Annotated in this window: 21 protein-coding genes and 1 pseudogene; 12 read left to right on the forward strand and 10 right to left on the reverse strand. The window is 72.6% G+C overall.

Annotation, left to right across the window (positions count from 1 at the left end; genetic code table 11):
• Positions 1 to 86 precede the first annotated feature (86 nt).
• Positions 87 to 257, forward strand: coding sequence for a transposase family protein (locus tag HD596_RS66050; protein ID WP_376776110.1), 171 nt, complete (start codon positions 87 to 89; stop codon positions 255 to 257).
• Between the two features lie 87 nt (positions 258 to 344).
• On the opposite strand, the gene HD596_RS50790 is transcribed toward HD596_RS66050, so the two are convergent.
• Both HD596_RS50790 and HD596_RS66055 read right to left on the reverse strand, forming a co-directional pair.
• Positions 345 to 1,334 carry a hypothetical protein gene (locus HD596_RS50790; RefSeq protein ID WP_185076527.1) on the reverse strand — a complete coding sequence of 330 codons (990 nt, stop codon included), beginning with the start codon at positions 1,332 to 1,334 and terminating at the stop codon, positions 345 to 347.
• Positions 1,292 to 1,852, reverse strand: a complete 561-nt coding sequence (locus HD596_RS66055) for a recombinase family protein (RefSeq protein WP_376776111.1) — start codon at positions 1,850 to 1,852, stop codon at positions 1,292 to 1,294. Before HD596_RS66055 ends, HD596_RS50790 begins: the two co-directional genes overlap by 43 nt.
• Before the next feature lie 54 nt (positions 1,853 to 1,906).
• On the opposite strand from HD596_RS66055, the pseudogene HD596_RS66060 reads away from it, so the two are divergent.
• A pseudogene (locus HD596_RS66060) lies at positions 1,907 to 2,089 on the forward strand (ribonuclease domain-containing protein); the annotation flags it as partial.
• A 12-nt stretch (positions 2,090 to 2,101) separates the two neighbouring features.
• Positions 2,102 to 2,470, forward strand: coding sequence for a barstar family protein (locus HD596_RS50805; protein WP_185076531.1), 369 nt, complete (start codon positions 2,102 to 2,104; stop codon positions 2,468 to 2,470).
• 17 nt (positions 2,471 to 2,487) lie between these two features.
• Here HD596_RS50805 and HD596_RS50810 read toward each other — a convergent pair whose 3' ends face one another.
• The 5 genes from HD596_RS50810 to HD596_RS50830 form a co-directional block, all read right to left on the reverse strand.
• The gene (locus tag HD596_RS50810) at positions 2,488 to 4,134 is read right to left on the reverse strand and encodes a hypothetical protein (protein ID WP_185076533.1); all 1,647 of its coding nucleotides are present in this window, start codon (positions 4,132 to 4,134) and stop codon (positions 2,488 to 2,490) included.
• The gene (locus tag HD596_RS50815) at positions 4,127 to 5,443 is read right to left on the reverse strand and encodes an FAD-dependent monooxygenase (RefSeq protein ID WP_185076535.1); all 1,317 of its coding nucleotides are present in this window, start codon (positions 5,441 to 5,443) and stop codon (positions 4,127 to 4,129) included. The genes HD596_RS50810 and HD596_RS50815 overlap by 8 nt, the downstream gene beginning before the upstream one ends.
• Before the next feature lie 151 nt (positions 5,444 to 5,594).
• Entirely contained in the window at positions 5,595 to 6,086 is a 492-nt protein-coding gene (locus HD596_RS50820; protein WP_185076537.1) for a fasciclin domain-containing protein, read from the reverse strand.
• A gap of 432 nt (positions 6,087 to 6,518) precedes the next feature.
• The gene (locus HD596_RS64385; RefSeq protein WP_185076539.1) at positions 6,519 to 8,744 is read right to left on the reverse strand and encodes a YhgE/Pip family protein; all 2,226 of its coding nucleotides are present in this window, start codon (positions 8,742 to 8,744) and stop codon (positions 6,519 to 6,521) included.
• Positions 8,744 to 11,434, reverse strand: a complete 2,691-nt coding sequence (locus tag HD596_RS50830; RefSeq protein WP_185076540.1) for an MMPL family transporter — start codon at positions 11,432 to 11,434, stop codon at positions 8,744 to 8,746. The genes HD596_RS64385 and HD596_RS50830 overlap by 1 nt, the downstream gene beginning before the upstream one ends.
• 71 nt (positions 11,435 to 11,505) lie before the next feature.
• Here HD596_RS50830 and HD596_RS50835 point away from each other — a divergent pair, with 71 nt between their 5' ends.
• The 3 genes from HD596_RS50835 to HD596_RS50845 all read left to right on the forward strand — a co-directional run bounded on the left by HD596_RS50835 (position 11,506) and on the right by HD596_RS50845 (position 13,574).
• Positions 11,506 to 12,123 carry a TetR/AcrR family transcriptional regulator gene (locus HD596_RS50835; RefSeq protein ID WP_185076542.1) on the forward strand — a complete coding sequence of 206 codons (618 nt, stop codon included), beginning with the start codon at positions 11,506 to 11,508 and terminating at the stop codon, positions 12,121 to 12,123.
• Between the two features lie 53 nt (positions 12,124 to 12,176).
• Positions 12,177 to 12,659: an NUDIX domain-containing protein gene (locus HD596_RS50840; protein ID WP_185076544.1), complete on the forward strand. Its 483-nt coding sequence runs from the start codon at positions 12,177 to 12,179 to the stop codon at positions 12,657 to 12,659.
• Between the two features lie 99 nt (positions 12,660 to 12,758).
• Positions 12,759 to 13,574, forward strand: a complete 816-nt coding sequence (locus HD596_RS50845) for an alpha/beta fold hydrolase (protein ID WP_185076545.1) — start codon at positions 12,759 to 12,761, stop codon at positions 13,572 to 13,574.
• Between the two features lie 9 nt (positions 13,575 to 13,583).
• Here the strand turns inward: HD596_RS50845 and HD596_RS50850 are convergent, their stop codons facing one another.
• Positions 13,584 to 14,438, reverse strand: coding sequence for a nuclear transport factor 2 family protein (locus HD596_RS50850; protein WP_185076548.1), 855 nt, complete (start codon positions 14,436 to 14,438; stop codon positions 13,584 to 13,586).
• A 104-nt stretch (positions 14,439 to 14,542) separates the two neighbouring features.
• Here HD596_RS50850 and HD596_RS50855 point away from each other — a divergent pair, with 104 nt between their 5' ends.
• Entirely contained in the window at positions 14,543 to 15,109 is a 567-nt protein-coding gene (locus tag HD596_RS50855) for a TetR/AcrR family transcriptional regulator (RefSeq protein ID WP_185076550.1), read from the forward strand.
• Positions 15,110 to 15,386: 277 nt separating this feature from the next.
• Here the strand turns inward: HD596_RS50855 and HD596_RS50860 are convergent, their stop codons facing one another.
• Complete coding sequence (locus HD596_RS50860; RefSeq protein WP_185076553.1) at positions 15,387 to 15,935, reverse strand: TetR/AcrR family transcriptional regulator; 549 nt, start codon at positions 15,933 to 15,935, stop codon at positions 15,387 to 15,389.
• Between the two features lie 121 nt (positions 15,936 to 16,056).
• On the opposite strand from HD596_RS50860, the gene HD596_RS50865 reads away from it, so the two are divergent.
• Positions 16,057 to 17,271, forward strand: coding sequence for a cytochrome P450 (locus tag HD596_RS50865; protein ID WP_185076555.1), 1,215 nt, complete (start codon positions 16,057 to 16,059; stop codon positions 17,269 to 17,271).
• A 13-nt stretch (positions 17,272 to 17,284) separates the two neighbouring features.
• Positions 17,285 to 17,485, forward strand: a complete 201-nt coding sequence (locus HD596_RS50870) for a ferredoxin (RefSeq protein WP_185076556.1) — start codon at positions 17,285 to 17,287, stop codon at positions 17,483 to 17,485.
• 50 nt (positions 17,486 to 17,535) lie between these two features.
• On the opposite strand, the gene HD596_RS50875 is transcribed toward HD596_RS50870, so the two are convergent.
• Positions 17,536 to 18,990 carry a PucR family transcriptional regulator gene (locus HD596_RS50875; protein ID WP_313046704.1) on the reverse strand — a complete coding sequence of 485 codons (1,455 nt, stop codon included), beginning with the start codon at positions 18,988 to 18,990 and terminating at the stop codon, positions 17,536 to 17,538.
• 106 nt (positions 18,991 to 19,096) lie between these two features.
• Between HD596_RS50875 and HD596_RS50880 the strand changes: the two genes are divergently transcribed.
• The 3 genes from HD596_RS50880 to HD596_RS50890 all read left to right on the forward strand — a co-directional run bounded on the left by HD596_RS50880 (position 19,097) and on the right by HD596_RS50890 (position 21,652).
• A complete protein-coding gene (locus HD596_RS50880; protein ID WP_185076559.1) occupies positions 19,097 to 19,990 on the forward strand; it encodes an ABC transporter substrate-binding protein in 894 nt (297 codons plus the stop codon).
• An 85-nt stretch (positions 19,991 to 20,075) separates the two neighbouring features.
• Positions 20,076 to 20,894, forward strand: a complete 819-nt coding sequence (locus HD596_RS50885; protein WP_185076561.1) for an amino acid ABC transporter permease — start codon at positions 20,076 to 20,078, stop codon at positions 20,892 to 20,894.
• The gene (locus tag HD596_RS50890) at positions 20,891 to 21,652 is read left to right on the forward strand and encodes an amino acid ABC transporter ATP-binding protein (protein ID WP_313046705.1); all 762 of its coding nucleotides are present in this window, start codon (positions 20,891 to 20,893) and stop codon (positions 21,650 to 21,652) included. The genes HD596_RS50885 and HD596_RS50890 overlap by 4 nt, the downstream gene beginning before the upstream one ends.
• The last annotated feature ends 18 nt before the right edge of the window (positions 21,653 to 21,670 follow it).

A 21,670-nucleotide genomic window follows, 5' to 3' on the forward strand; every position in this document is an offset into this window, starting at 1 on the left:
CGGCCTGGACGGCTTGGCCGTCACAAGGGTCGCCGCCGCAGGTGACGGGCCACATGACGGGCCGGTGGCGCATCTCGCCACCACCGATGAACGAGCCAGAGCGTGCCCGCAGTGCGGGGTCAGCGCGGAAGGAGTGGGTGACCACCCGTCCGCGTGACCTGCCGGTGGCGGGACGGCAGTGTGCGTTGCGCTGGCGCAAGCGTCGGTGGTGCTGTGACCAGGCGTCCCGCCCGCGCGGACACCTCAACCCCGCTTAACTTCGAAGAGCCAGGAACGTGAGAAGACGAAACCGCGCGAACCTACTCCACGTAGGTACCGGGCGGTTTCTTTGCGTGTGTGCCACCTTAGCCGGTCAGTTCGATCCCATCCGTGCTGATCTCCATGCCGGTAATCGCTACGCGCGGGTCGTGGCCGGTGGGGTGTAACACCACACGGACCTCAAACTCTGCGAGCATTTCTCGCCGCTTAACGGAATCTCCTGCACCCCACTCCTGTGCGATCGTCCGGCCGGTGGGCACCATTCGCATTCCCGGCTTGCGTTCCGGTAGCGCCTTCAGCGTCGCGATCTCCTCTCCGATACGCCGATATTCGGTACGGAACCATTCCGCTTCCTCCGGATCGTCGTATAGCCCGGCCTGGCGGTCCTCACGCAACCGCGTGCGTGTAGCCGTCAACTCCGCGATCTGCGCAGCGTGGCCACTACCAGGGTCGTACACTTTTCGCATGACCTCTCCGGCGCCGTAGCGAGAGAGGAACCATTCGCTTACGAGGGCATCCAATGCCGTGAGTCCCATGATGGGGGCGGGCTTGCAATGCGCCGACGCGGGTATCCCACGTACCCGCGCGATACATCCGTACCGACCGGTGACGCGGAGGCGCGCCCCACAGTTGCCGCAAAGAGCTATACCCGACAGCAACTGCGTGCTCTTCGGCGCGCGGCTTCCGTTGCGTTTCGGCGCAGTTTTCTTGACGAGGGCGTCATGCGTCGCGCGATCCCACAACGGATCGGCAATGTGGATTGGCCGCCCGCCAGAACCAATCACCGGCCTTCCGTTGTGCATCAGATACCCGAGCGCAGCTTCGCTGCACAAGATGTGCTTGACGGCTTTCGCGGTCCACGGTCCGCCCTTCAGCGGACGGCTATACAGTTGGCGGAGCCGATCGGACGGGCAGGGAACCCCTTCGCGTGTCAGGCGTGCCGCCTCTGTCGCACATGTAATTTTCCCCGTCTCATCCGACAGAATCCGCTGCGCCACTTCCCGGATAACCTGTGCGGCTACTGGATCGATCGCTACGTGATCGATCTTTGCCTTGGGGGCGAGACGGACATACATGTATCCATACGACGGGCGCTGTTTGGGCTCTCCTGCCGCGCGTGCGCGTACCGCCTCGTCGCGGTTGCGTTTCTGGATCGCACGCAGTTCCATTGCGATCCCCACGCCTTTATCAGCCATTCGTTTTCCTGGTTCGGGTCGCTGAAATCCCACACTCCCACGTGATCGGCAGTCACGATGACGCGATCCTGACCGGTCAATAGAGCCTGCGTGTTCAACGTGTCCCGCACGCTGCGCCCGACGCGATCGACGGTGGCCGCCGCGATGCCGTCGTACGGCCCCATCTCTCCCCGCAGCCACGGCCCGAACCCCCGCCGCGTCAGCGGGTCCGTGGCACCGGAGACCTCCCAGTCATCCGCCCATGCCACGATGTGCCCTCCGACGTCCTCTGTGGCCCGTAGGATCTGGTCTGCCTGGCGCTCTGGACTGTTGGTGGTGTCTGTCTTCCTGCTCAGCCGCCGCACCCCCACCAAGCAGCGCCCGCACCCGTCATAGTCGGTCGTGAGCATGTCTTCCATGGTGCCCCGCTTCCTCTGTGTGGATAGCGGAAGCAGCCGGACGGCCGCTACAACTACACCGGCGGGCGCTTCTACAACCGCGAGGGCCAGCTGCCCAGCGGCGCCACCTACTATGAGTACGACGTCTACTCCCGGGCGCGCGGGGCCGCGCGTGACGCGTACCGGATCGTCGTGAACCGCAGCACCGGCGTGGTGTGGTTCTCGCCCAACCACTACACCGACTTCTACCGCCTGTAGGGACGCACGCCCATGACCTCCGCCGAACGTCCGCTGCCGTCCTGGCTCACGGTGTCCACCGGCCCGGCGCCGGCGGTGGTCGACGGGCGGGCCTGCCGGACCCGCGCCGCCTTCTTCGAGGAGGTGGCGCGGGTGCTGCGCCTGCCCGCCTACTTCGGCCGCAACTGGGACGCGCTCACCGACTCGCTACGCGACACCGGGGCCGTCGCCCTGTTCGTGGCGCACGCCGAGGAACTGCTCGGCGACGAGCCTCCCGAGCAGTTCGCCACCCTGCTGGCGGTCCTCTCCGACGCCGCCGAAGCCGGCCTGACCGTCACCCTGACCACCGAACCCGCCCATGAGCCCCTGCTCCGGGAACGCACCGCCGCCGCGCTGAGCTGAGCCAGGGGCGCCCGTACCTATGCGGAGCACAGGTACGGGCGGGAGAGCGTCAGGGCGGTCGCCGTGAGGGCCATCCCGAACAGGACCGGCGCGAGGTGCCAGAGGTCGACGTACCCGATGGCCAGGTGGGTGAGGACGGCGGGCACGAACCCGGCGACGGCCGCGAGCGCCAGCGTCCACCACACCCACGCCTCACCGCGCCGCCATCCCCAGGCGCTCAGCAGGGTGATCGCCGCCGCGGCGGCCAGCAGCGCCCCGCCGAACCCGGCCCTGTCGTGCGCGATGAACGGCAGCAGCCGCGTCCCGGCCGCCCGCAACGTGTCCGGCCCGGTTCCCAGGTACGCCAGGTCGCTCGGGACGAAGACGCCGCCGAGGCCGACGGCCGACACGGCCACGCCGCCGACGAACAGCCCGATCCCGGTGATCACCATGAGGAGCTGGCCGGTGAGCGCCCGTCGGCGTTCGGGTTCGGGTCCGTCCGGGCGGGAGGTCCATCGCGGGCGCTCCCCGGGTCGCCGGGCCGCGGCCAGGAACATGGGGAGGAGCACGACGGCCAGCGCCGTGTGCAGCGGCTCCACGTACCCGTGGGTGAAGAGGTAGGGCACGGCGGCGAACCCGACCGCCCCCGAGACCAGGTACGCCTCGCGCGCCCACGGCCATCCGCGGCGCATGCCCCCGGCGGCGAGTCCGATGTAGAGCACGCCGATCGCCACCATGGTGCCCGCCAGCGTGATCCGGTCGTGGCGCAGGAAGTGGACGAGGTGGTGGTTGATCGCGTGCAACGCCTCCTGGTCCATGTCGAGGAAGGCGCGGTCGTACCAGAGCAGCACCGGCCCGAACGCGACCGCCGCGGCGACGAGCCCGGCGACCGCCATGACCACGCCACTCACCAGCCCCCACCACCAGGCGGGCCACCGGCGGGGGTCACGCCCGGCGGCCCACAGCGAGGGGGCCGGGGCTGTGGGGGTCGCCGCCTCCATCACCCGCCCGAACCACCCGGGGCCCGCCTCGATCAGCAGCGCCGGCGTGGCGAGCACGACCTTGCCGGGATCAGCCAGAACCCGGGCCACCGCTCCCACGGCCGGAACAGCGGGCAACACGACGCCCCCGCAGGCCGCCGACCGCTTCGTGTCGTGCTCGGGGAGGGTCTGCGTCACGTCGGGCTCCGGGCGGTGCTGCGCCACGGCGCACCCTGGAAGGGGCTGCGCCACATCGGGCTCCAAGCGGTGCTGCCCCTCGTCGTCCGTCGGCAGGATGGCGTCCACGTGTGCTGCCAGGGCGGCGGTCACGGCCGGGTCCCCCGTGCGGACCAGCAGCGGCACCTGCCTGCCCGCCGCCGCCTGCCGTACCAGCGGCACGTCCGCGAGCCCGACCGGCTCCACCAGGATGAGCCCAGCCCCGAGCGGCGGCAGGGCGCGTACGGCGTCCCGGGCCACCTCCGGCGGCACCGCCGCGCCCAGTCGCGTGCGCACCGCCACCCCGCCTAAGGTGCCCGACAGGTGCGCGGGCGGGTGCCGGTGCCCGAGCAACCGCGCGATCGCCCGCCCGCCGCCGGGCAGCGACCCCGCCCAGGCCAGCGTCCGCAGTGCCACCCGCCGCGACCGTCGCACGCCCAGCAGCGCCCCCGCGATCCCCCGCAGCGGCTGGTACGTCCAATCAGGCATCGCTCCCCGGCCCTCCGTCCCGCCTTCCGTGCGGCATTCCATTGAGCTCGGGCGCCGGGTCGGCGCCCCGTTCCGCGGGCTCGGGCGGCGTCCAGCCGAGGACGGGGTCCATCGAGCGCAGCAGCAGCCCGGGCGGTACCAGGCGGGCGGCGAGGTTCCGTGACCATGCTCCCGGCTCCCACGACATCAGGGACGCCGCCCCAAGCCGGGCCGACCGGCGCACGATCGCCTGGGTACGGGGCCGCCGCACCCGGTCATAGCGGGCGAGCGCCACGTCCACGTCGCGGTCCGAACGCAGGCAGGCGGCCAGCGTGACCGCGTCCTCCAGCGCCGTGCCCGCCCCCTGCCCCAGCGCCGGGTCCATCGCGTGCGCCGCGTCCCCCAGCAGCGCCACCCTCCCCCGTACGTACGTGGCCAGCGGCGGCATCGCGTACACGTCGTGCCGTAGCACGGCGTCCTCGGGCACGACCGCCAGCATCTCGGGCACCGGATCGGGCCAGCCGCCGAACCTGCGCACGAGCCCCGCGTACGCGTCCTCCTCGCCGCCTTCGGGCACACGGGCCGCCGCGAAGCAGTAGAACCGCCCGCCCGGCAGCGCGGCGAACCCGAAGCGCTCCCCTCGCCCCCAGAACAGCGCCCCTTCGGTGCCTCGCCCGCCCAGCGGCTCGGTCACCGCCCGCCACGCCGTGCACCCGGCATACCGGGGCGCCCGAGCCTCCGGCCACCCCTGCCCCCGCACCTGGCTGCGGATCCCATCAGCCCCCACCACCAGGTCCGCCCGCACCCACCCGTCCCGGTGCTCGACCGCCGCCCCGTCACCGTCCGCCCGCATCCGCCCGGCCCCGTGCTCGGCCAGTGCCCCCTCGCTGTCCTCCCTCGCCCGCGCGTCCCGATACTCGATCACCACCCCGTCACCGTCCGCCCGTACGGCTCGCACCTCGCTGCCGGGCCGCAGCAGGTCCGCCGGCAGTGCCGACACGAGCACCCGCACCAGCTCGGCCCGGTGCACCATGAGCAGCGGCCACCCGTGCCGCCGGGCGACGTCGGCGTTGTCGGTCCTGGACAGCCATCGCCCGGCCAGGTCCCGCACCCCGCCCACGGTCTCCACCCCGGCGATCGCCCGTACCTGCTCGGCCAGGCCCAGCGCGGCGAGGGCACGGGTGGCGTTCGGCCAGAGCGCCAGCCCCGCCCCGATCTCGCCGAACTCGGCGGCCCGTTCCAGCACGGTCACCCGCCACCCGATCCGGTGCAGCGCGATCGCCGCCGCCAGCCCCCCGATCCCCCCACCGACCACGACCGCAGCAGGCACGACCCGCACCCCCGACATCCACTTTTGAGCGACTGCTTAATCAGACCATAGACCGATTTAAGCGATCGCTCAACTGCCCCAGGCAGCGCCCCGACAGCGCGGCGGGGAGCGCGGTCGATGGTGACCGCGCTCCCCGAGAGGTCAGATCCCGTCAGTGGGGCAGCAGGATCTTGTCGACGATGTAGAGCGTGGCGTTCTTCGTCGTCACGCCACCACAGACGATCTTGGCGTCGTTGATGGTGAGGTTGTCACCGGAGCCCTTCACGGTCAGGGACCCGCCCTGCATGGTCTTGAGCGTGGCGCCCTCGACCAGGTCGGACGGCGCCTTCTTGCCCGTCACCACGTGGTAGGACAGCAGCTTGGTCAGCGCTTCCTTGTTGGCCATGAGCTTGTCCTGGGCTTCCTTCGGGATCGCGTCGAACGCCTTGTCGTCCGGCGCGAAGACCGTGATGTCGGTGGCGGAGTCCAGTTTCTCCTCGAGCCCGGCCTTCTTCACGGCCTCCGACAACTTGGACAGCTGGGAGAGCGAGGAGATGGCGGTGCCGACCGGCTGGTCCGCGACCTCGGCCAGGTTGCCCTCGATCGCGGAGCAGCCGGGTCCGGACGGGCTGGCGGCGGCGGTGGCGGTCGGCGAGGGCGACATTTCCGGAGAAGTGGGCGACATCTCTGGCGAAGTCGGTGACATCTCCGGAGAAGTGGGCGACATCTCCGGCGTGGAGGTCGTTTCCTCCGGCGACGGCACCGGCGTACGTGTGTGGACAGCTGCGCCGGCGGTACCAGTGGCACCGGCGGCCAGCGCCAGCGCCGCCGCGAGAAGCACTCGTTTCACTGTGATCCCCCCGAGTTCGGAATGCCGCGGCGGGCGAACCTGCCACGGCTCGAACGCAGCCCCGGGCTCGCACCCCGGCTGCCTCTCCAGTGTGGGCAGCCATCGAGAACACGGGAGTTACATTTCACCCAAAAAGCCACAAAAGCCGTACACCATAACTTTGACCGCCACATCTCGGCGCAGGTTTGGAACGCGCCGGGCCCGGCCCGCCGGGGCCCGGCGACCCGGGAACCCTTTAAGGTGCGTTCAGATCACCGGGCTGTCCAGCCGGAGGTCGTGCGGGCTGAGGGCGCGGTGGCGTTCGGTGGCGTAGAAGGTTCCGGCGAGCCCGATGAGGAGCCATACGACGAGGTGCGCCAGCCCGCCGGCCAGGTCGCCGCCCGCGCCGGTGGCGATGGCGCGCAGGGCGATGATCGCGCCGTGCGTGGGCAGCAGCGGTTCGGCCGCCGCGAGCGGGGCGGGGATCGACGACAGCGCGCCGGTGGCGACGGTCAGCACGAGGACCGCGACGGACAGCAGGCGGCCCGAACGCCGCAGTACGGCGGCCGCGGCCTGGCAGAGCGCGGTGAAGGCGAGCGCGGCCAGCAGGGTCACGGCGAGGAACGCCAGGCGACCGGTCAGGTCGAGCCCGAGGAAGGGGGCCAGTCCGAGGCCGAGGAGCGCGCCGGTGACGACCGCGACGACCGTCCCGGGGATCAGCGCCCGCCCGGCCAGCCGCCAGGTGGGCAGGCGGCTGGTCAGCGCCGACGCCGGGACCGCGCCAATGACGAGGTAGGTCGCCAGCGCACCGGCCCAGAGCGCGAGCACCAGGAAGAACGTGCCCGCGATCGGGCCGAGGTCGCCGGTCGCGGAGGCGGGCGCCAGCACGGGGGTGGCGGCGACCTTGGACAGGTGCTCGCGTTCGGTGCTGGTGTAGGCGGGCACCTCGCCGAGGCCGTCGGTGAGCCCCTTGGCCAGGGTGGTGGCGCCGTCGTCGGCCTTCGCGGCGCCGCCGCTGAGCCGGTCGGCGCCGGAGGCGAGGTCGCCGGCGCCCTTGTGGGCCTGCGCGGTTCCGGCGGCCACCTGCTGGGCGCCGGTGTTCAGGCGGGTGGCGCCGGCGGCCAGCGAGGTGCCGCCCCGGGAGAGCTGCCCGGCTCCGGCGGACAGCTGCCGGGCGCCCTTGTCCGCGGCCTTGATGCCGGTGTCGAGCTGCCGCGCCCCCGTGGCGGCCGAGGCGATGCCACTGGCGAGGGTCTTGGACCGGGTGGCGAGCTGGGCGGTGCCGTCGGCGACCTGCTCGGCGCCCGAGGCGAGGGTGTTCAGCGACTGCTTGATCTCGCCCGCCGCGCTCCTGGCGCGGGACTTCATGCCGTCGATGTCGCCGGCGACGGCGGAGAGCCGGTCGGAGGCCCGGGCCAGGCTCTCGCAGAACTGCTGGTCAGTGCCGCCAGAACCGGCATCGGCGCGGCATCGGGCGGACAGGCGGGCGAGGTCGTTCGTGGCGTCGGTGGCCGAGGGGACGCCGTCGATGGCGGTGACGATCCGGTCGGCGACCGGGGTGACGGTGTCGGCGAGTCGCCGGTTGCCGTCCGCGACCTGGCGGGCGCCGTCGGCGAGGCGGCGGGTGAGGGCGGGGAGCTGCTTGGTGTCGCGGGCGGCCTTGGACAGGCCCCCGGCCAGGCGGTGCGACCCGTCGGCCAGGCGCCCGGTCCCGTCGGCGAGCTTGGTGGCGCCGGTGGCCAGCTGACCGGCGGCCGTGGCCAGCCGGGTCGAGCCCTGGGCGATCGCGCCGGTGCCCTGGGCCACCTGGGTGGCGCCGGAGCGCAGGTCGTTCAGCCCGGCGACGAGCCCGCGGGCGCCGCCGGCGAGGCGGCGGGTGCCCGTCGCCAGGTCGCCGGTGCCGTCGGCGAGCCGGTCCGCGCCGTCGGCGGCCTTGCCCATCTGCTCGTGGAGGGTGGTGAAGCCGACGTACACGTTGTCGAGGTAGGTCTCGACGACCTGGGTGTTGAGGGTGCGTACGGCGGCGTCGGCCACGTCCTGGCTGACGGACGCGTCGGCCAGGGCCGCCTCCGGAGAGGTCTCGACCTCCAGGGTGGCCTGCGTCGCCTCCAGCGGCCGGCCGGTGGCCGAGGACGTGGCCCGCTCCGAGAACGTACGGGGCACGGTGACGGACGCGGCGTACGTGCCGTCCCGCAGTCCCTTGCCGGCGTCCTCGGTGTCGGTCAGCACCCACTCGTACCGTTTGTCCTCGCCGTGGACGAGCTCGGCGGCGAGCTGGCGGCCGAGCGGGACGAGCCGCCCGTCGACGGTCACCGGCTCGTCGAGGTTGACCACCGCGGCCTTGGCCGCGCCGTGGCTGCTCGACGGCGACCAGAACGCCCAGGTCAGCAGGCCCGCGACGAGGGCGGGGACGAGGAGGAGGGCGAGCCAGGTCCACCGCCTGGACGTTCCCGGGAACGCGTCGTCGAGGACGCGGGACAGCGAGGCGAGCATCAGCGAACTCCGGCAGTAGCGCGGTCGAGGGACAGGTCGGTGACGGCGTCCGGGGGCAGCAGGTCGCGTACGAGCGCCGGGTCCTGGCAGGACACCACGGCGGCGGCCGGGCCGGAGTCCGGCAGCCGGGCGAGCAGCCGGGCCAGTTCGGCGCGCTGATCGGTGCGTACGACGGCGTCGAGGTTCTCCAGCACGACCAGGCGCGCGCCGTTCGCGAGGGCGGCACGCGCGTCACCGGCCGGGTCCCTCGCCTCGCGGCAGGGGATGAGGGCCACCGCCCGCCGGGCCGCGCGGGCGTGCTGGGGGAGGATGTGGCCGCACACCTTGAGGTCGCCCTCCAGGGCGGGCACCCGGCCGGCGAGGGCGTGCAGCAGCGCGGACGCGCCGGGGCCGTGGACGCGCAGGACCTGCCCGGGCAGCAGGTGGATCGACACGCCGGAGAAGACGTCGGCGCCGCGCAGGTCGCGTACGCGCAGGCCCTCGGCGCTGACCAGCTCCGGCGAGCCGGGCGCGGGCCAGCCGGCCAGGCGCAGCTCGCGGGCCAGCCCCTCCCCCTCGGCGTCGAAGACCGGCAGCCGGCGATCCAGCCCGCCGGGCAGCCACCACGCGCGGTGGCCGAGCAGCGCGAGCACCGCCGGCACCAGCGTCATGCGGACGATGAAGGCGTCCACGAACACGCCCACGGCCAGGCTGAAGGCGATCGGCTTGATCGTGGCGCTGCCCTCGGGCACGAACGCGGCGAAGACCGCGAACATGATGACCGCCGCGGCCACCACCACCGTCGAGGCCGACACGAAGCCGGACTCGATGGCCCGGTGCGGGTCGCGGTGGTGGACGTACTCCTCCCGCATCCGCGACAGCAGGAACACCTCGTAGTCCATGGCCAGCCCGAACAGCACGCCCATCAGGATGATCGGCAGGAAGCTGATCACGCTGCCGGTGTGCTGCACGCCGAGCGCCTGCGCCAGGTGGCCCTGCTGGAAGACGAACGACGTGGCCCCGAACGCCGCGCCCACCGACAGCAGGTATCCCAGCGCGGCCTTGACCGGCACCGCGATCGAGCGGAACACCATGGCCAGCAGCACCAGCGACAGCCCCACGACGACGGCCCCGAACGGCAGCAGCGCCCCGGCCAGCCGCGCCGAGACGTCGATGCCCACGGCGGTGAACCCGGTGACGGCGGTGGCGACCCCGTAGGTCCGCCGGAAGTGCTCCGCGCGATCGCGCAGGCGCTGGACGAGGGCCTCGGTCTGCGGCGAGTCGCCGGGCGAGTCCGGGACGACCTGGATGATGGCGGTGTCGCCCTTGCGGTTGGGCGTGGCGACCGGGACCGCCGCGACGCCGTCCAGGCGCTCGATCTCCGCGGCGATCTTGTCGGTGACGCCGACGGGGTCCGTGGTGTCCAGGACGTCGACGGAGACGACCAGCGGCGCGTTGTAGCCGGGCCCGAAATGCCGGGCGATGGCGTCGAAGGTGTCGCGGGCGGGCGTGCCGGGCGCCTCGGTACCGCTGTTGGGCAGTGCGAGGCGCAGGTCCGCGGCGGGCAGCGCGCACAGCCCGAGCGCGGCGACGACCACGACGATCGTCACGATCGGCGATCTGGTGGCCAGGCGCACCCAGCGGCGGCTCAGCGGCACCCGTTCCCTGCCGGGGCGGCGGCGCCGGGGCCGGGGGCGCAGGCGTTCGCCCGCGACGGCCAGCAGGGCGGGCGTGGCCGTGACGGCGACGGCCACCGCGACGCACACCGAGAACGCCGCCGCGACCCCCATCGTGGTCAGGAACGGGATGCCGGCCACCGCCAGCCCCAGCAGCGCGATCACCACGGTGATCCCGGCGAAGACGACGGCCGACCCGGCGGTCGCGGTGGCGCGGGCGATCGACTCCTCGACCTCCAGCCCTTCGCCGAGCTGGTCCCGGTGGCGGGAGAGGATGAACAGCGCGTAGTCGATGCCCACCGCCAGCCCGAGCATGACCGCCAGCATGGGCGCGGTCGAGGAGATGGGCGTGACCACCGTGGCCGCGAAGATCAGGGCGACCGCGACGGCGACCCCGAACACCGCGGTCACCATCGGCATCGCGGCCGCGACCAGGGAGCGGAAGACGAGGAAGAGCACGAGGAAGGCGATGACCAGGCCGATGCCCTCGGTGGGGCTGAGCTTCGGCACCGCGTTGGAGAAGGCGTCCCCGCCGACGTGGACGGTCGCGCCCGCGCCGATGCGCCGCTCCAGCCCCGCGCCGATGTCCTGGAGCCGCTGCTTGGTGGCGGGGGTGGTCTCCGCCTGTGGGACGTCGAGAGGGATCGCGATGATGGCGGCCCTGCCGTCGGCGGAGACGGCGTTCTTGACGTTCTCGGCGTACGGGCTGGTCACCAGCGCGACCTGGTCGAGCCGTTCGATGTCCCGTACGGCCGACTCCACCGCGCTCCTGACGGCGGGCACGTCGGTGCGGGCGCCCTGCGGCAGCACGACCACCATCCGCGCCGACGTGCCGCTGACCTCGGGGAAGACGTGGGAGAGATGGTCGAGGGCGTCCTGCGACTGCGAGCCGGGGATCGTGAAGGCGTCGTCGGTTCCCTGCTGCAGCAGGCCCATCAAGCCACCGGCCAGCGCCAGCGCCAGCAGCCAGGCCCCTAGGACGACGATCCGGGCACGTGCGGCACTTCGGCCGAGTCTGTACAGAAAGGACGACACGGGTGGGCACAGTAGTTACTTGCACATCAATGTGCAAGTTTGGTGGTGATGAGAGGCGATAGGGTGCAGCGATGACGCGAGACGCGACGGCACAACCGCGGCGAAGCCACGCCCGCGCCAACCGGGCCCGCATCCTGGCCGTCGCCCGGCAGGAGCTGAGCGCCAACCCCGAGGCCACGATCGAGGAGATCGCGCGGGCCGCCGGGGTCGTCCGTCGCACGCTGTACGCGCACTTCCCCGGCCGTACGGCACTGCTGGAGGCCATCGCGGACGAGGGCGCCGAAGCCCTGCGCGGAGCCCTGGCCGCGGCGGCGGTGCCCGCCGACTCCCCCGAGCAGGCGCTGGCCCGCCACACCCTGGAGCTCTGGCGGGTCGGCGACCGGTACCGGACGCTGCTCGCCCTGGGCCGCCAGTGCTTCGGCGACGCCTGGTTCGCGGACCTGACGGACCCGGCGCGGCGCGACGCCGTCGCGATCGTCCGGCGCGGGCAGGCCGACGGCGTCTTCCACGACCACCTGCCCGCCGAGGTGCTCGCGTCCGCCCTCGGCGCCCTGATGCTGTCGCTGCTGGAGAGCGTCAACGCCGGCCTGTGGGAGGACTCCGGGCCGGGCGCGGCCACCGCGATCCTGATCGGGGCGGGGGTGGCCCCCGAGCGCGCGGCCGGTGTGGCGGCCGGGCTGGCGCGTTGAGAGACGGCCCGGCGCTACCGGGCTCCCGGGGGTCGAACGGGTAGCGTGGACGGATGAGCAAGTCGTTCCTGGAGCCGGCGGAGTGGTACGCGACGCTTCCGGCGTTCTACGCCTCGGCGTGCGTGCTGCTCACGGACACCGAGGACCGGGTCCTCATGGTCAAGCCCAACTACCGGCCGCACTGGTCGATCCCCGGCGGCATCATGGAGGCCGACGAGCTCCCCCACGAGTGCGCCGCCCGCGAGATCGAGGAGGAGCTCGGGCTGCGCGTGGCGGTGGGCGGGCTCCTGGTGGTGGACTGGGTGCTGCCGATGGGCGACCGGCCGCAGAGCATGGTCAACTTCCTGTTCGACGGCGGCACGGTCACGGACCCGGGCCAGATCGTCCTGCAGGTCTCTGAGCTCGACGACTTCGGCTTCTTCTCCTGGGACGAGGCGGCCCGGCTGCTCCCCGCCACCGGCACCGCCCGCCTCCCGGCGGCCCGGCGGGCACGTGCGGACGCCCGCACCGTCTACCTGCCCTTCACCCCTCAGTAGCCCCCTCGGCACGCCCCTGGTTGCGTTCCGCACGCCCGCTTACCTAGGAGTCCTAGGAAATAGGCTAGTATCCCTAGGAGCGATCGAAAGGGGATCATCATGGCCACGCTGGACGTACCAGGCGCCAGGCTCTACTACGAGGTGAGCGGCGATGGACCCGCGCTCCTGCTGCTGCCGGGCGGCGGCGGTGACGCGGCGATCTTCGACGCGCTGGCCGGCCCGCTCGCCGAGCACTTCACGCTCGTCACCCTCGACCCGCGCGGCTACTCGCGCAGCCGCCTCGACGGGCCGGCCGTGGACCAGCGGGTCGAGGTGCAGAGCGAGGACGCCCGCCGGCTGCTCGACGCCGTCACCCCCGACCGCCCCGCCTACGTCTTCGGCGGCAGCAGCGGCGCCATCGTCGGCCTCGACCTGCTCGCCCGGCACCCCGGGCGGGTGCGCCGCCTGGTCGCCCACGAGCCGCCGTGCTTCGCCGTCCTCCCCGACGCCCCCGCGCAGCTGGCCTTCGTCGAGGAGGTGCACCGCCTCTTCCGCGAGCAGGGGCTCGCGGCGGCGTCCGCCCGGTTCATGGAGGGCATCGGCGGCACCCTCCGGCCGCTGCCGGACCCGGCCTCACTGCCGCCCCGGGCCGCCGAGATGATGACCCGGCTGATGAACAACGCTCCGATCATGATGGAGCATGAGTTGCGGCAGTTCACGTCCTACGTCCCCGACCTGGCCGCGCTCGGCCGCGTCGCCGACCGGCTGGTCCTGGCCGCCGGGCGCGAGACCAGGGGGCACCTGCCGTACCGGCCCGCCGCGCTGCTGGCGGAGCGGCTCGGGCTGGGGCTGGTCGAGTTCCCGGGCGGGCACAGCTTCACCGACGCCCCGGAGGAGTTCGCCAAGCAGCTGGTCGAGGCGCTCACCGCCCCCTGACCGGGACTCTCAGGCGCCGGCCGCCTCGCGCATCAGCTCGGCCGAGGCCATGGGGTTGCCGTAGTCGCGCGAGTGCACGATGAGCCCGTCCCGCACCGTCACGATCATGACGTACGTGACGGCGAACGGCCTGCCGGTGGCCGTGACGGACCCGTGCAGGGTGAACTCGGCCACCACCACGTCCGGGTCCGCCGTCTCCAGCAGGTTGACCGCGTCCGCGCGCTCGAACCGCCACAGCCCCTTCACCGCCTCGACCCTGGCACGCAGGAGGTCGCTGCCGACCGAGCGCGTGGGCACGCCCGGCGGGGCGAACGGGATCTCGATGACCACGTCCGGCGCGTACAGAGCCAGCATCGCCTCGTGGTCGCCGGCCGCCGAGACCTCGATCAGCCGCGCGGCGACCTCCTTGGCGCTCCCGGGCCGTACGGGCGCGAGCGCGGCCGCCAGCTCGGGCAGCATGCCGACGGCTTCGGCGGCGCCCACGGCGTTGGGATAGTCGAGGTAGGAGACCACCGCGCCGTCGCGGACGCGGATCACCCCGAGGGAGGAGGCGAACCGGAACGGCGTGCCGCCGGCGCTGCCCTCCGGCTCGAACTCGACGACGGCCACCTCCGGGTCGGTGGTCTCGTAGACGGTGGTGTGGACGTCGTCGAAGCTCAGCAGCCGCGCGATCCCCTCGGAGGCGCCCTGTTTCATGTGCTGGCGGATGGCTTGTACGCCTTCGAACCGGCGCGGCTGCCCGGGCATCCCGAACCGCAGCTCATAGACGGCGTCGCCGGCGAACACGGCGGTGAAGGCGTCGGCGTCCCTGCTCGCCAGGGCCTGGCGCAGGTGCTCGACGACCGCCTGAAGGTTCGTGGACATGGTGAATCCCCTCGGAGAGAACGGAATAGAATCGGAACGCACGCCCCGTTTCAGGACTGGACGATACGGAACGCGCGCCCCGTTTGTCTAGAAGGGAGCCATCGATGCCGCCGGACAAGCCGCTGCGCGCCGACGCCCGCCGCAACCGCGCCCGCGTGCTGCAAGCCGCCGAGGCCGCGTTCTCGGCCGAGGGCATGGCGGTGCCGCTGGACGAGATCGCCCGGCGGGCGGGCGTCGGCGCCGGCACGGTCTACCGGCACTTCCCCTCCAAGGAGGCGCTGTTCGAGGCCGTGATCCACGACCGGATCAGGCAGTTCGCCGACGAGGCCCGCGCGCTCTCGGCGGCGGAGCGGCCCGGCGAGGAGTTCCTGGCGTTCCTGGGCCGGGTGATCGATCAGGCGATGCTCAACAAGGCGCTGTGCGACGCCCTGGAGGCCGCCGGATCGCCGGTCACGCCTGCCGACGGCGTCCAGCGCGACGTGTGGGAGGCCTTCGGCGCCCTGCTGGGCGCCGCCCAGCGCGCCGGCGCCGTCCGCGCCGACGTGGACGTCTCCGACCTGCGGGCCCTGCTGGCGGGGGCGCTCGCCATGGAACGGCACGCCCGCGACAGCGCCCGCCCCGCCGGCCGGCTGACCGCGCTCCTGCTGGACGCCCTGCTCCCCCGCGCCTGACCCCGCGGAAAGATGGACGCGGCGGGGGCGCGCGGGGCATCCTGCCTGCCCACCGGACGGTGCTGGACGGCGGCTGGAACATCGCCGACTGCGTCGCCCGCTCCTACGACGTCAAGGGCATGCACATCGGCACCGTCGCCGCCGGGCTCACCTTCCACGCGGACGCGGCCGCCATGGTCCCGCACTGCGACGTGGTGACCGTCAACCCGCCGCTCCACCCGCAGACCGAGGGGCTGTTCGGCGACGAGCTGATCGGCTCGATGAAGCGGGCCGGGGATCAGGGCTCCAGGCCCTTGCGGAGCAGCAGCCACGCCCTGTCGGCGGTCTCGCGCCGCAGGTCCGCGGGTATCTTGGCGAGCAGTCCCGCGATCATGCCCAGAGCCGTCACGAGATCCTCGGCCGTGACGTGCTCGCGTACGCGGCCGGCCGCCCGCGCCCTCGCCAGGGGCCTCTCCAGCAGCTCCTCCACCTGGTAACGCAGGCGCATGATGCGCGGGTCCGTGGCGCTGACCATCGCGATGAACGCCGTCGAGGCGATGGCCTGCTCGGTGGTCAGCGCCAGCACGTCGTCGAGCGTGGCCTCGGGGTCGGTGGCCAGCGCCTCCAGCGCCTTGATGCCCTCGTCGAACACGGCCAGCGCGAGGCTGACGCGGTCGGGGAAGTGCCGGTACAGGCTGCCCTGGCCGACCCCGGCCGCCCGCGCGATCGAGGTGAGCGGCGCGTCGAAGCCGTCAGTGGCGAACAGCTCACGGGCCGCCGCGATCAGCGCCGCGCGGTTCTCGGCGGCGGCGCTGGGGCCTCTGTTGGGTCGACGCATGTTGGCCATAGGAGTACGGTAGCAACCGGACGATGCAGTCCGGTTGCCGCCGCATGTCACCCCCACGGCCTGGGCCCGCATCGCCAGATCGCGACGTCGCCGTTTCCGTACGCTTTCGAGGAGATACCGCATGACGCAGAGCGAGCAGGTCCTGAGCTATCCGATCCCGAGCGAGGCGGCGCTGGAGCCGCCCGCCGAATGGGCGGAGCTGCGTGGGAAGTGCCCGGTCGCCCGGGTCACGCTGCCCAGCGGCGACGAGGCCACGCTGCTCACCAGGTACGAGGACGTCAAGCAGGTGCTGGCCGACCCGCGCTTCACCCGCCTGCTGAACGCGCCCGACGCGGCCCGGCTGTCGGCCAACGACGACGGCGGGCTGTTCAGCAGCGAGATGGCGGCGGTCATCCCGGACAGCGGGGAGCCGCACCAGCGGTGGCGGCGCCTGGTCGGCAAGTACTTCACCGCCAAGCGCATGGCCGCCCTGCGGCCCGCCATGGCGCAGATGGCCGAGCAGCTCATCGACGACATGGTCGAGCGCGGCGCCCCCGGCGACCTCAAGGCGGCCCTGGGCTTCCCCCTGCCCGTGTACGTGATCTGCGACCTGCTCGGCGTGCCCGCCTCCGACCGGGACCGCTTCGCCCACTGGTCCGACAGCCTGCTCAACCTGTCCAAGTTCACCCAGGAGGAGACCGACGCCTCGCTGGCCGAGTTCATCCAGTACATGTCCGAGCACGTGGCCGCCAAGCGGGCGACGCCGGGCGACGACCTGCTCAGCGAGCTGATCGAGGCGAGCGCCGCCGAGGGCGAGGGCCTGACGGACGTGGAGCTGCTGGCCACCGGGATGGGGCTGCTCGTGGCCGGCCACGAGACCACCGCCAACATGATCGGCAAGATGGTGGGGATGCTGCTGTCCGACCGCACTCGCTGGGAGCGGCTGCTGGCCGACCCCTCGCTGGTGCGTACGGCGGTGGAGGAGGCGCTGCGCTTCGACGCCAACTCCGGCTTCGGCCTGCCCCGCTACCTGAAGGAGGAGACCGAGGTCAGCGGCACGGTGCTGCCCCGCGGCACCACCGTGATCTGCAGCATGGCCGCCGCCAACCGCGACGAGAGCGTCTTCGACGCGGCCGCCGAGATGGACCTGACCCGCAGCCCGAACCCGCACCTGGCCTTCGGCTCCGGCTCCCACTCCTGCCTCGGCCAGTCCCTGGCCCGCACCGAGCTGCAGGTCGTCCTGGAGGTGCTGCTGCGCAAGCTGCCCACCCTGGAGCTGGCCGTGCCGGTGGAGGAGCTGCACCGGGTGGAGGGCCTCGTGGTCGGCGGCCTGCGCCAGGTCCCGGTCCGCTGGTGAGGAGGAGTCGCAGATGAAGATCGTCGTGGACGAGGCCAAGTGCTGCGGCGCGGGCCAGTGCGTGCTGATCGCGCCCGACGTGTTCGACCAGAACGAGGACGACGGCATCGTCATCCTGCTCGAGGCCGAGCCCGCCGCGCACCTGCACGCCGCCGTACGTGAGGCCGCCGCCGTCTGCCCGGCGGCCGCCATCCAGGTGGACGAAGACGCCTGAGCCCGTGACCGCGCCCGCCCGCGCGGGCGGGCGCGGTCACCGGAGCTGCGTCAGTCCATGAGACCGAGCTGCCGGCCGGCCCGCAGGGCCAGCCAGACCTCCGCGAACGCTGCCGTGGACGTCAGGTCGCGGCCCGTCAGCTCGGCGAACCTGCGCAGGCGGTAGGCCAGGGTGTTGGGATGGATGTGCAGCGCGGTCGCGGCGTCCTCGGTGCGCCGGTCGCGCTCCATCCAGGTACGCACGGACGTCAGGAGCTGGGACCCGTGCGCGGAGTCGTAGGCGAGCGCCTTGCCGAGCACGTTCTCCACCAGCGCGGTGAGCGCCCACGGGTCGTCGGGCAGCCACCGGCCGGTGGTGTCGTCGCCGTAGTGGACCAGCGCGCGCCCCGACTCGGACGCCGTGGAGGCCGCCCACACCGCCTCCCGCTTGGGGATCTGCATGGACTCCCCCGGCGGGAACGGCCTGCTCATGCCCGCCGCGACGCCCGGCAGCGCGGCGATCGCCGGGCCGAGGGCGGGCGAGCCGAGCACGTAGCGGTCGTCGCCCCGGCGCAGCATCAGGTGCGGCTCGTCGTCGAGCACCCGGTGGACGGCCTCGTCGGGCACGTTCCTGATCACGAGGAGGGCCAGCTCCGCCTCCACGGGGATGCCCATCCTGACCAGGCGCCGCCGCGCCGCGGCCGGGTCGAGGACGTCCTGGAGCAGCTCGGACAGGGTCTCGGCGCCCTGGCGGCGCAGCGTCTCGCGCTCGTTGCGGGCCATGGCCACCTGCAGGGCGGCCACCGTGGCGATGTGCTGCACCACGGCCAGGCCGGCGGGCCTGGCCCCCTGGCGCTCGAAGGCGACGAGGAAGCCCGCCGGACCACCCGGCGCGGGCACCGGCAGGACGAAACCGCCCGGGATGGTGGGCGGCGCCTCCGGCTCGGACGGCAGCACCGCGACGTCGGGCACCGGCACGCCCGGCAGCAGCGGCCGCCCCTGCGGCGTGCACAGATAGACCTCGTAGCCGGACAGCCGCTCCAGCCGCTTGAACAGCGTCGCGCTGTCGAGATCCTCGGCCGCCAGCCAGCGCAGCGCCCCGAACACCTGCAACTGGGCGCCGAGGCGCTGCCTGGCGTCCTCCTGCACGGCCGCGGCCACCTCCTGGGCGATCGCGATGAACGGCACCGCCAGCGGCACCTCCAGCACGGGCATCCCCCGCTCCTCGGCGGCCCGGATGAACGCGTCGTGCAGGGGCGGCACGTGGAGCTGCGCCGACAGGGCGAGCGCGGACACGCCCGCGTCGTCGAGCCGTTCGAGGTAGGCGCGCTGCTTGGCGGCCTGGCGCGGGATCGCGATCCCCGTCGTCATGATGACCTCCGCGCCGAGCAGCCAGGGCGTGGGGTCGTCGAGCTCGCTGACGTGCGCCCACGACACCGACCGCCCCAGCCCCGCCTCACCGGCCAGGAGCCGTAGCTGGAGGGCGGGAGAGCGCAGCAGGTCCTCCACGGACACCTTTGTGGTCACCCACAAAGGATAGGGCGCGTCTTGAGTGCTGCCCCGATTGAAGGTTGGGGGTGCGGCCTTCACACTCGGTAGTCATTCGCCCCTGTTCGGGAAGGCACGGCACGACATGAGAAGAGCACTTGCCATCACCCTCTTCACCGGATTGTCCCTCACCGGCTGCGCCGCGCCCGAGGAGACCACCACGGCGGCGGCCTCCAGGACCGAGATCGCGGCGGGCGCGAAGGACGAGGCCGTCGCCCGGCTGCTCCCGGCCGACATCCGGCAGGCCGGCAAGGTACGGGTGGCCTCCGGCGTCTCCTTCCCGCCCATGGAGTTCTTCGACACCGACAACAAGACCGTGCTCGGGTTCGACGCCGACCTGGGCAAGGCGCTCGGCGAGGTGCTGGGCGTGGAGTTCGCCTTCGAGAACGTCAGCTTCGACGGCATCATCGGCGGCCTCAACGCGGGCCGCTACGACCTCGGCCTGACCAGTATGCTCGACAAGAAGGAACGCCAGCAGCAGGTGGACTTCGTCGACTACCTCAAGTCGGGGTCGGCGCTCATGGTGGCCAAGGGCAACCCGCAGGGCGTCAAGGAGACCCTCGACATGTGCGGCAGGAAGGTCGCGGTCGAGAAGGCCGCGACCGGCGACCTGCTCGTGGACGACGTCACGAAGAAGTGCGCCGGGGCCGGGAAGCCGGCCGTGGAGAAGGTCCCCTTCCCCGACCAGGCGAGCGCCGTACAGGCCCTGCAGTCCGGGCGGGCCGACATGGTCGCCGCGCTCGACCTGACCCTGGCCTACAGCGTGAAGCAGGCTCCGCAGCAGTTCGAGGTCGCGGTGAGCGCGATCGACCCGCTCCCCGTCGGCATCCCGGTCCCGAAGAACAAGCCGCAGCTGCGTGACGCCGTTCAGGCCGCGCTGAAGAAGCTCATCGCGACCGGGACCTACGACCGGCTCCTGGCCAAGTGGAACCTGCAGGCGCAGGCGTTCAAGGACGCCGCGATCAACGCGGGCGCATGACCAGCGCCCGGGAGCACATGACCGAACTCGTTGAGGTCATCGATAAGCACAGCAGCTTGGTCATGAGACCGACGAAGGAGGGCTCATGACCGAGCCGATCGTGCCGCTGCGGCGGCCCGGCCGGTGGGTGGCCGCCGCGGTGCTCGCGGTGCTGGCCGCGATGGCGGTCAGCTTCGTGGTGACCACCCCGGCGCTCCGGCTCGACCTGGTGGCCGGCTACCTCTTCGAGCGGTCGATCATGCGCGGGCTGCTGCTCACGGTCGAGCTGACGGCGCTGGCCATGCTGGCGGGCGCCGTACTTGGCACCGGTCTGGCGATCATGCGGCTGTCGGACAATCCGCTGCTGCGCTGGGTCGCCGCCGCCTACGTCTGGCTCTTCCGCGGCACGCCCATCCTGGTCCAGCTGCTGTTCTGGTTCTTCCTGGGCGCGGTGATGCCGCGGATCAGCCTGGGCGTCCCCTTCGGCCCCGAGTTCTTCTCCACGCCGGTCAACGTGCTGATCACCCCGTTCACCGCGGCCATCCTCGGCCTCGGGCTGAACGAGGCGGCGTACATGGCCGAGATCGTCAGAGCGGGCATCGGCTCGGTCGACCACGGGCAGCGGGAGGCCGCCGAAGCGCTGGGCATGCGGCCCGCACTGGTCTACCGGCGCGTCATCCTGCCCCAGGCGGCCCGGGTGATCGTGCCGCCGACCGCCAACGAGACGATCTCGATGCTCAAGCTCACCTCCCTGGTGCTGGTCATCGGCCTACCGGACCTGCTCACCAGCGCCCAGCTGATCTACGGGCGCAACTTCCAGCAGATCCCGCTGCTGATCGTCGCCAGCCTCTGGTATCTCGTCCTGACCACGCTGCTGACCGTGGCCCAGTCACGGCTCGAACGACGGTTCGGAGGCCGGTCGTGAACGAACTGCTCGTCGCGAGGGGCGTGCGCAAGAGCTTCGGGAAGGTCGAGGTGCTCAAGGGCATCGACCTGACGGTCCACGCCGGCCAGGTGGTGTGCCTGCTCGGCCCGTCGGGCTCGGGCAAGTCGACCTTCCTGCGCTGCGTGAACCACCTCGAACGGCTCGACGCCGGGGAGATCTGGGTCGACGGCCACCTGGTCGGCTACCGCCGCTCGGGCGGCAGGAAGTACGAGATGCGCCCGCGCGAGGTGGCCGACCAGCGGCGGGACATCGGCATGGTGTTCCAGCGCTTCAACCTCTTCCCGCACCGCACCGCGCTGGAGAACGTCATGGAGGCGCCCACGTACGTGCTGGGCCGGCCCCGCGAGGCCGTCCGGCAGGAGGCGCTCGACCTGCTGCGGCGGGTCGGCCTGGAGGAGCGGGCCGGCCACCGCCCCGGCCAGTTGTCCGGCGGCCAGCAGCAGCGCGTGGCGATCGCGCGGGCCCTGGCCATGAAGCCCAAGCTGATGCTGTTCGACGAGCCGACCAGCGCGCTCGACCCCGAGCTCGTCGGCGAGGTCCTCGACGTGATGAAGGACCTGGCCGCAGCGGGGATGACGATGGTGGTGGTGACGCACGAGATCGGGTTCGCCCGCGAGGTGGCCGACCACGTCGTCTTCATGGACGACGGGCTGGTCGTCGAGGCGGGGCCGGCCGCCGAGCTGATCGCCCGGCCCCGGCACGAGCGGACCAGGGCCTTCCTGGCCAAGGTCCTCTGAACAGACGAAGGGATCCGA

The sequence above is a fragment of the Nonomuraea jabiensis genome, assembly GCF_014204795.1.
Taxonomy (GTDB): domain Bacteria; phylum Actinomycetota; class Actinomycetes; order Streptosporangiales; family Streptosporangiaceae; genus Nonomuraea; species Nonomuraea jabiensis.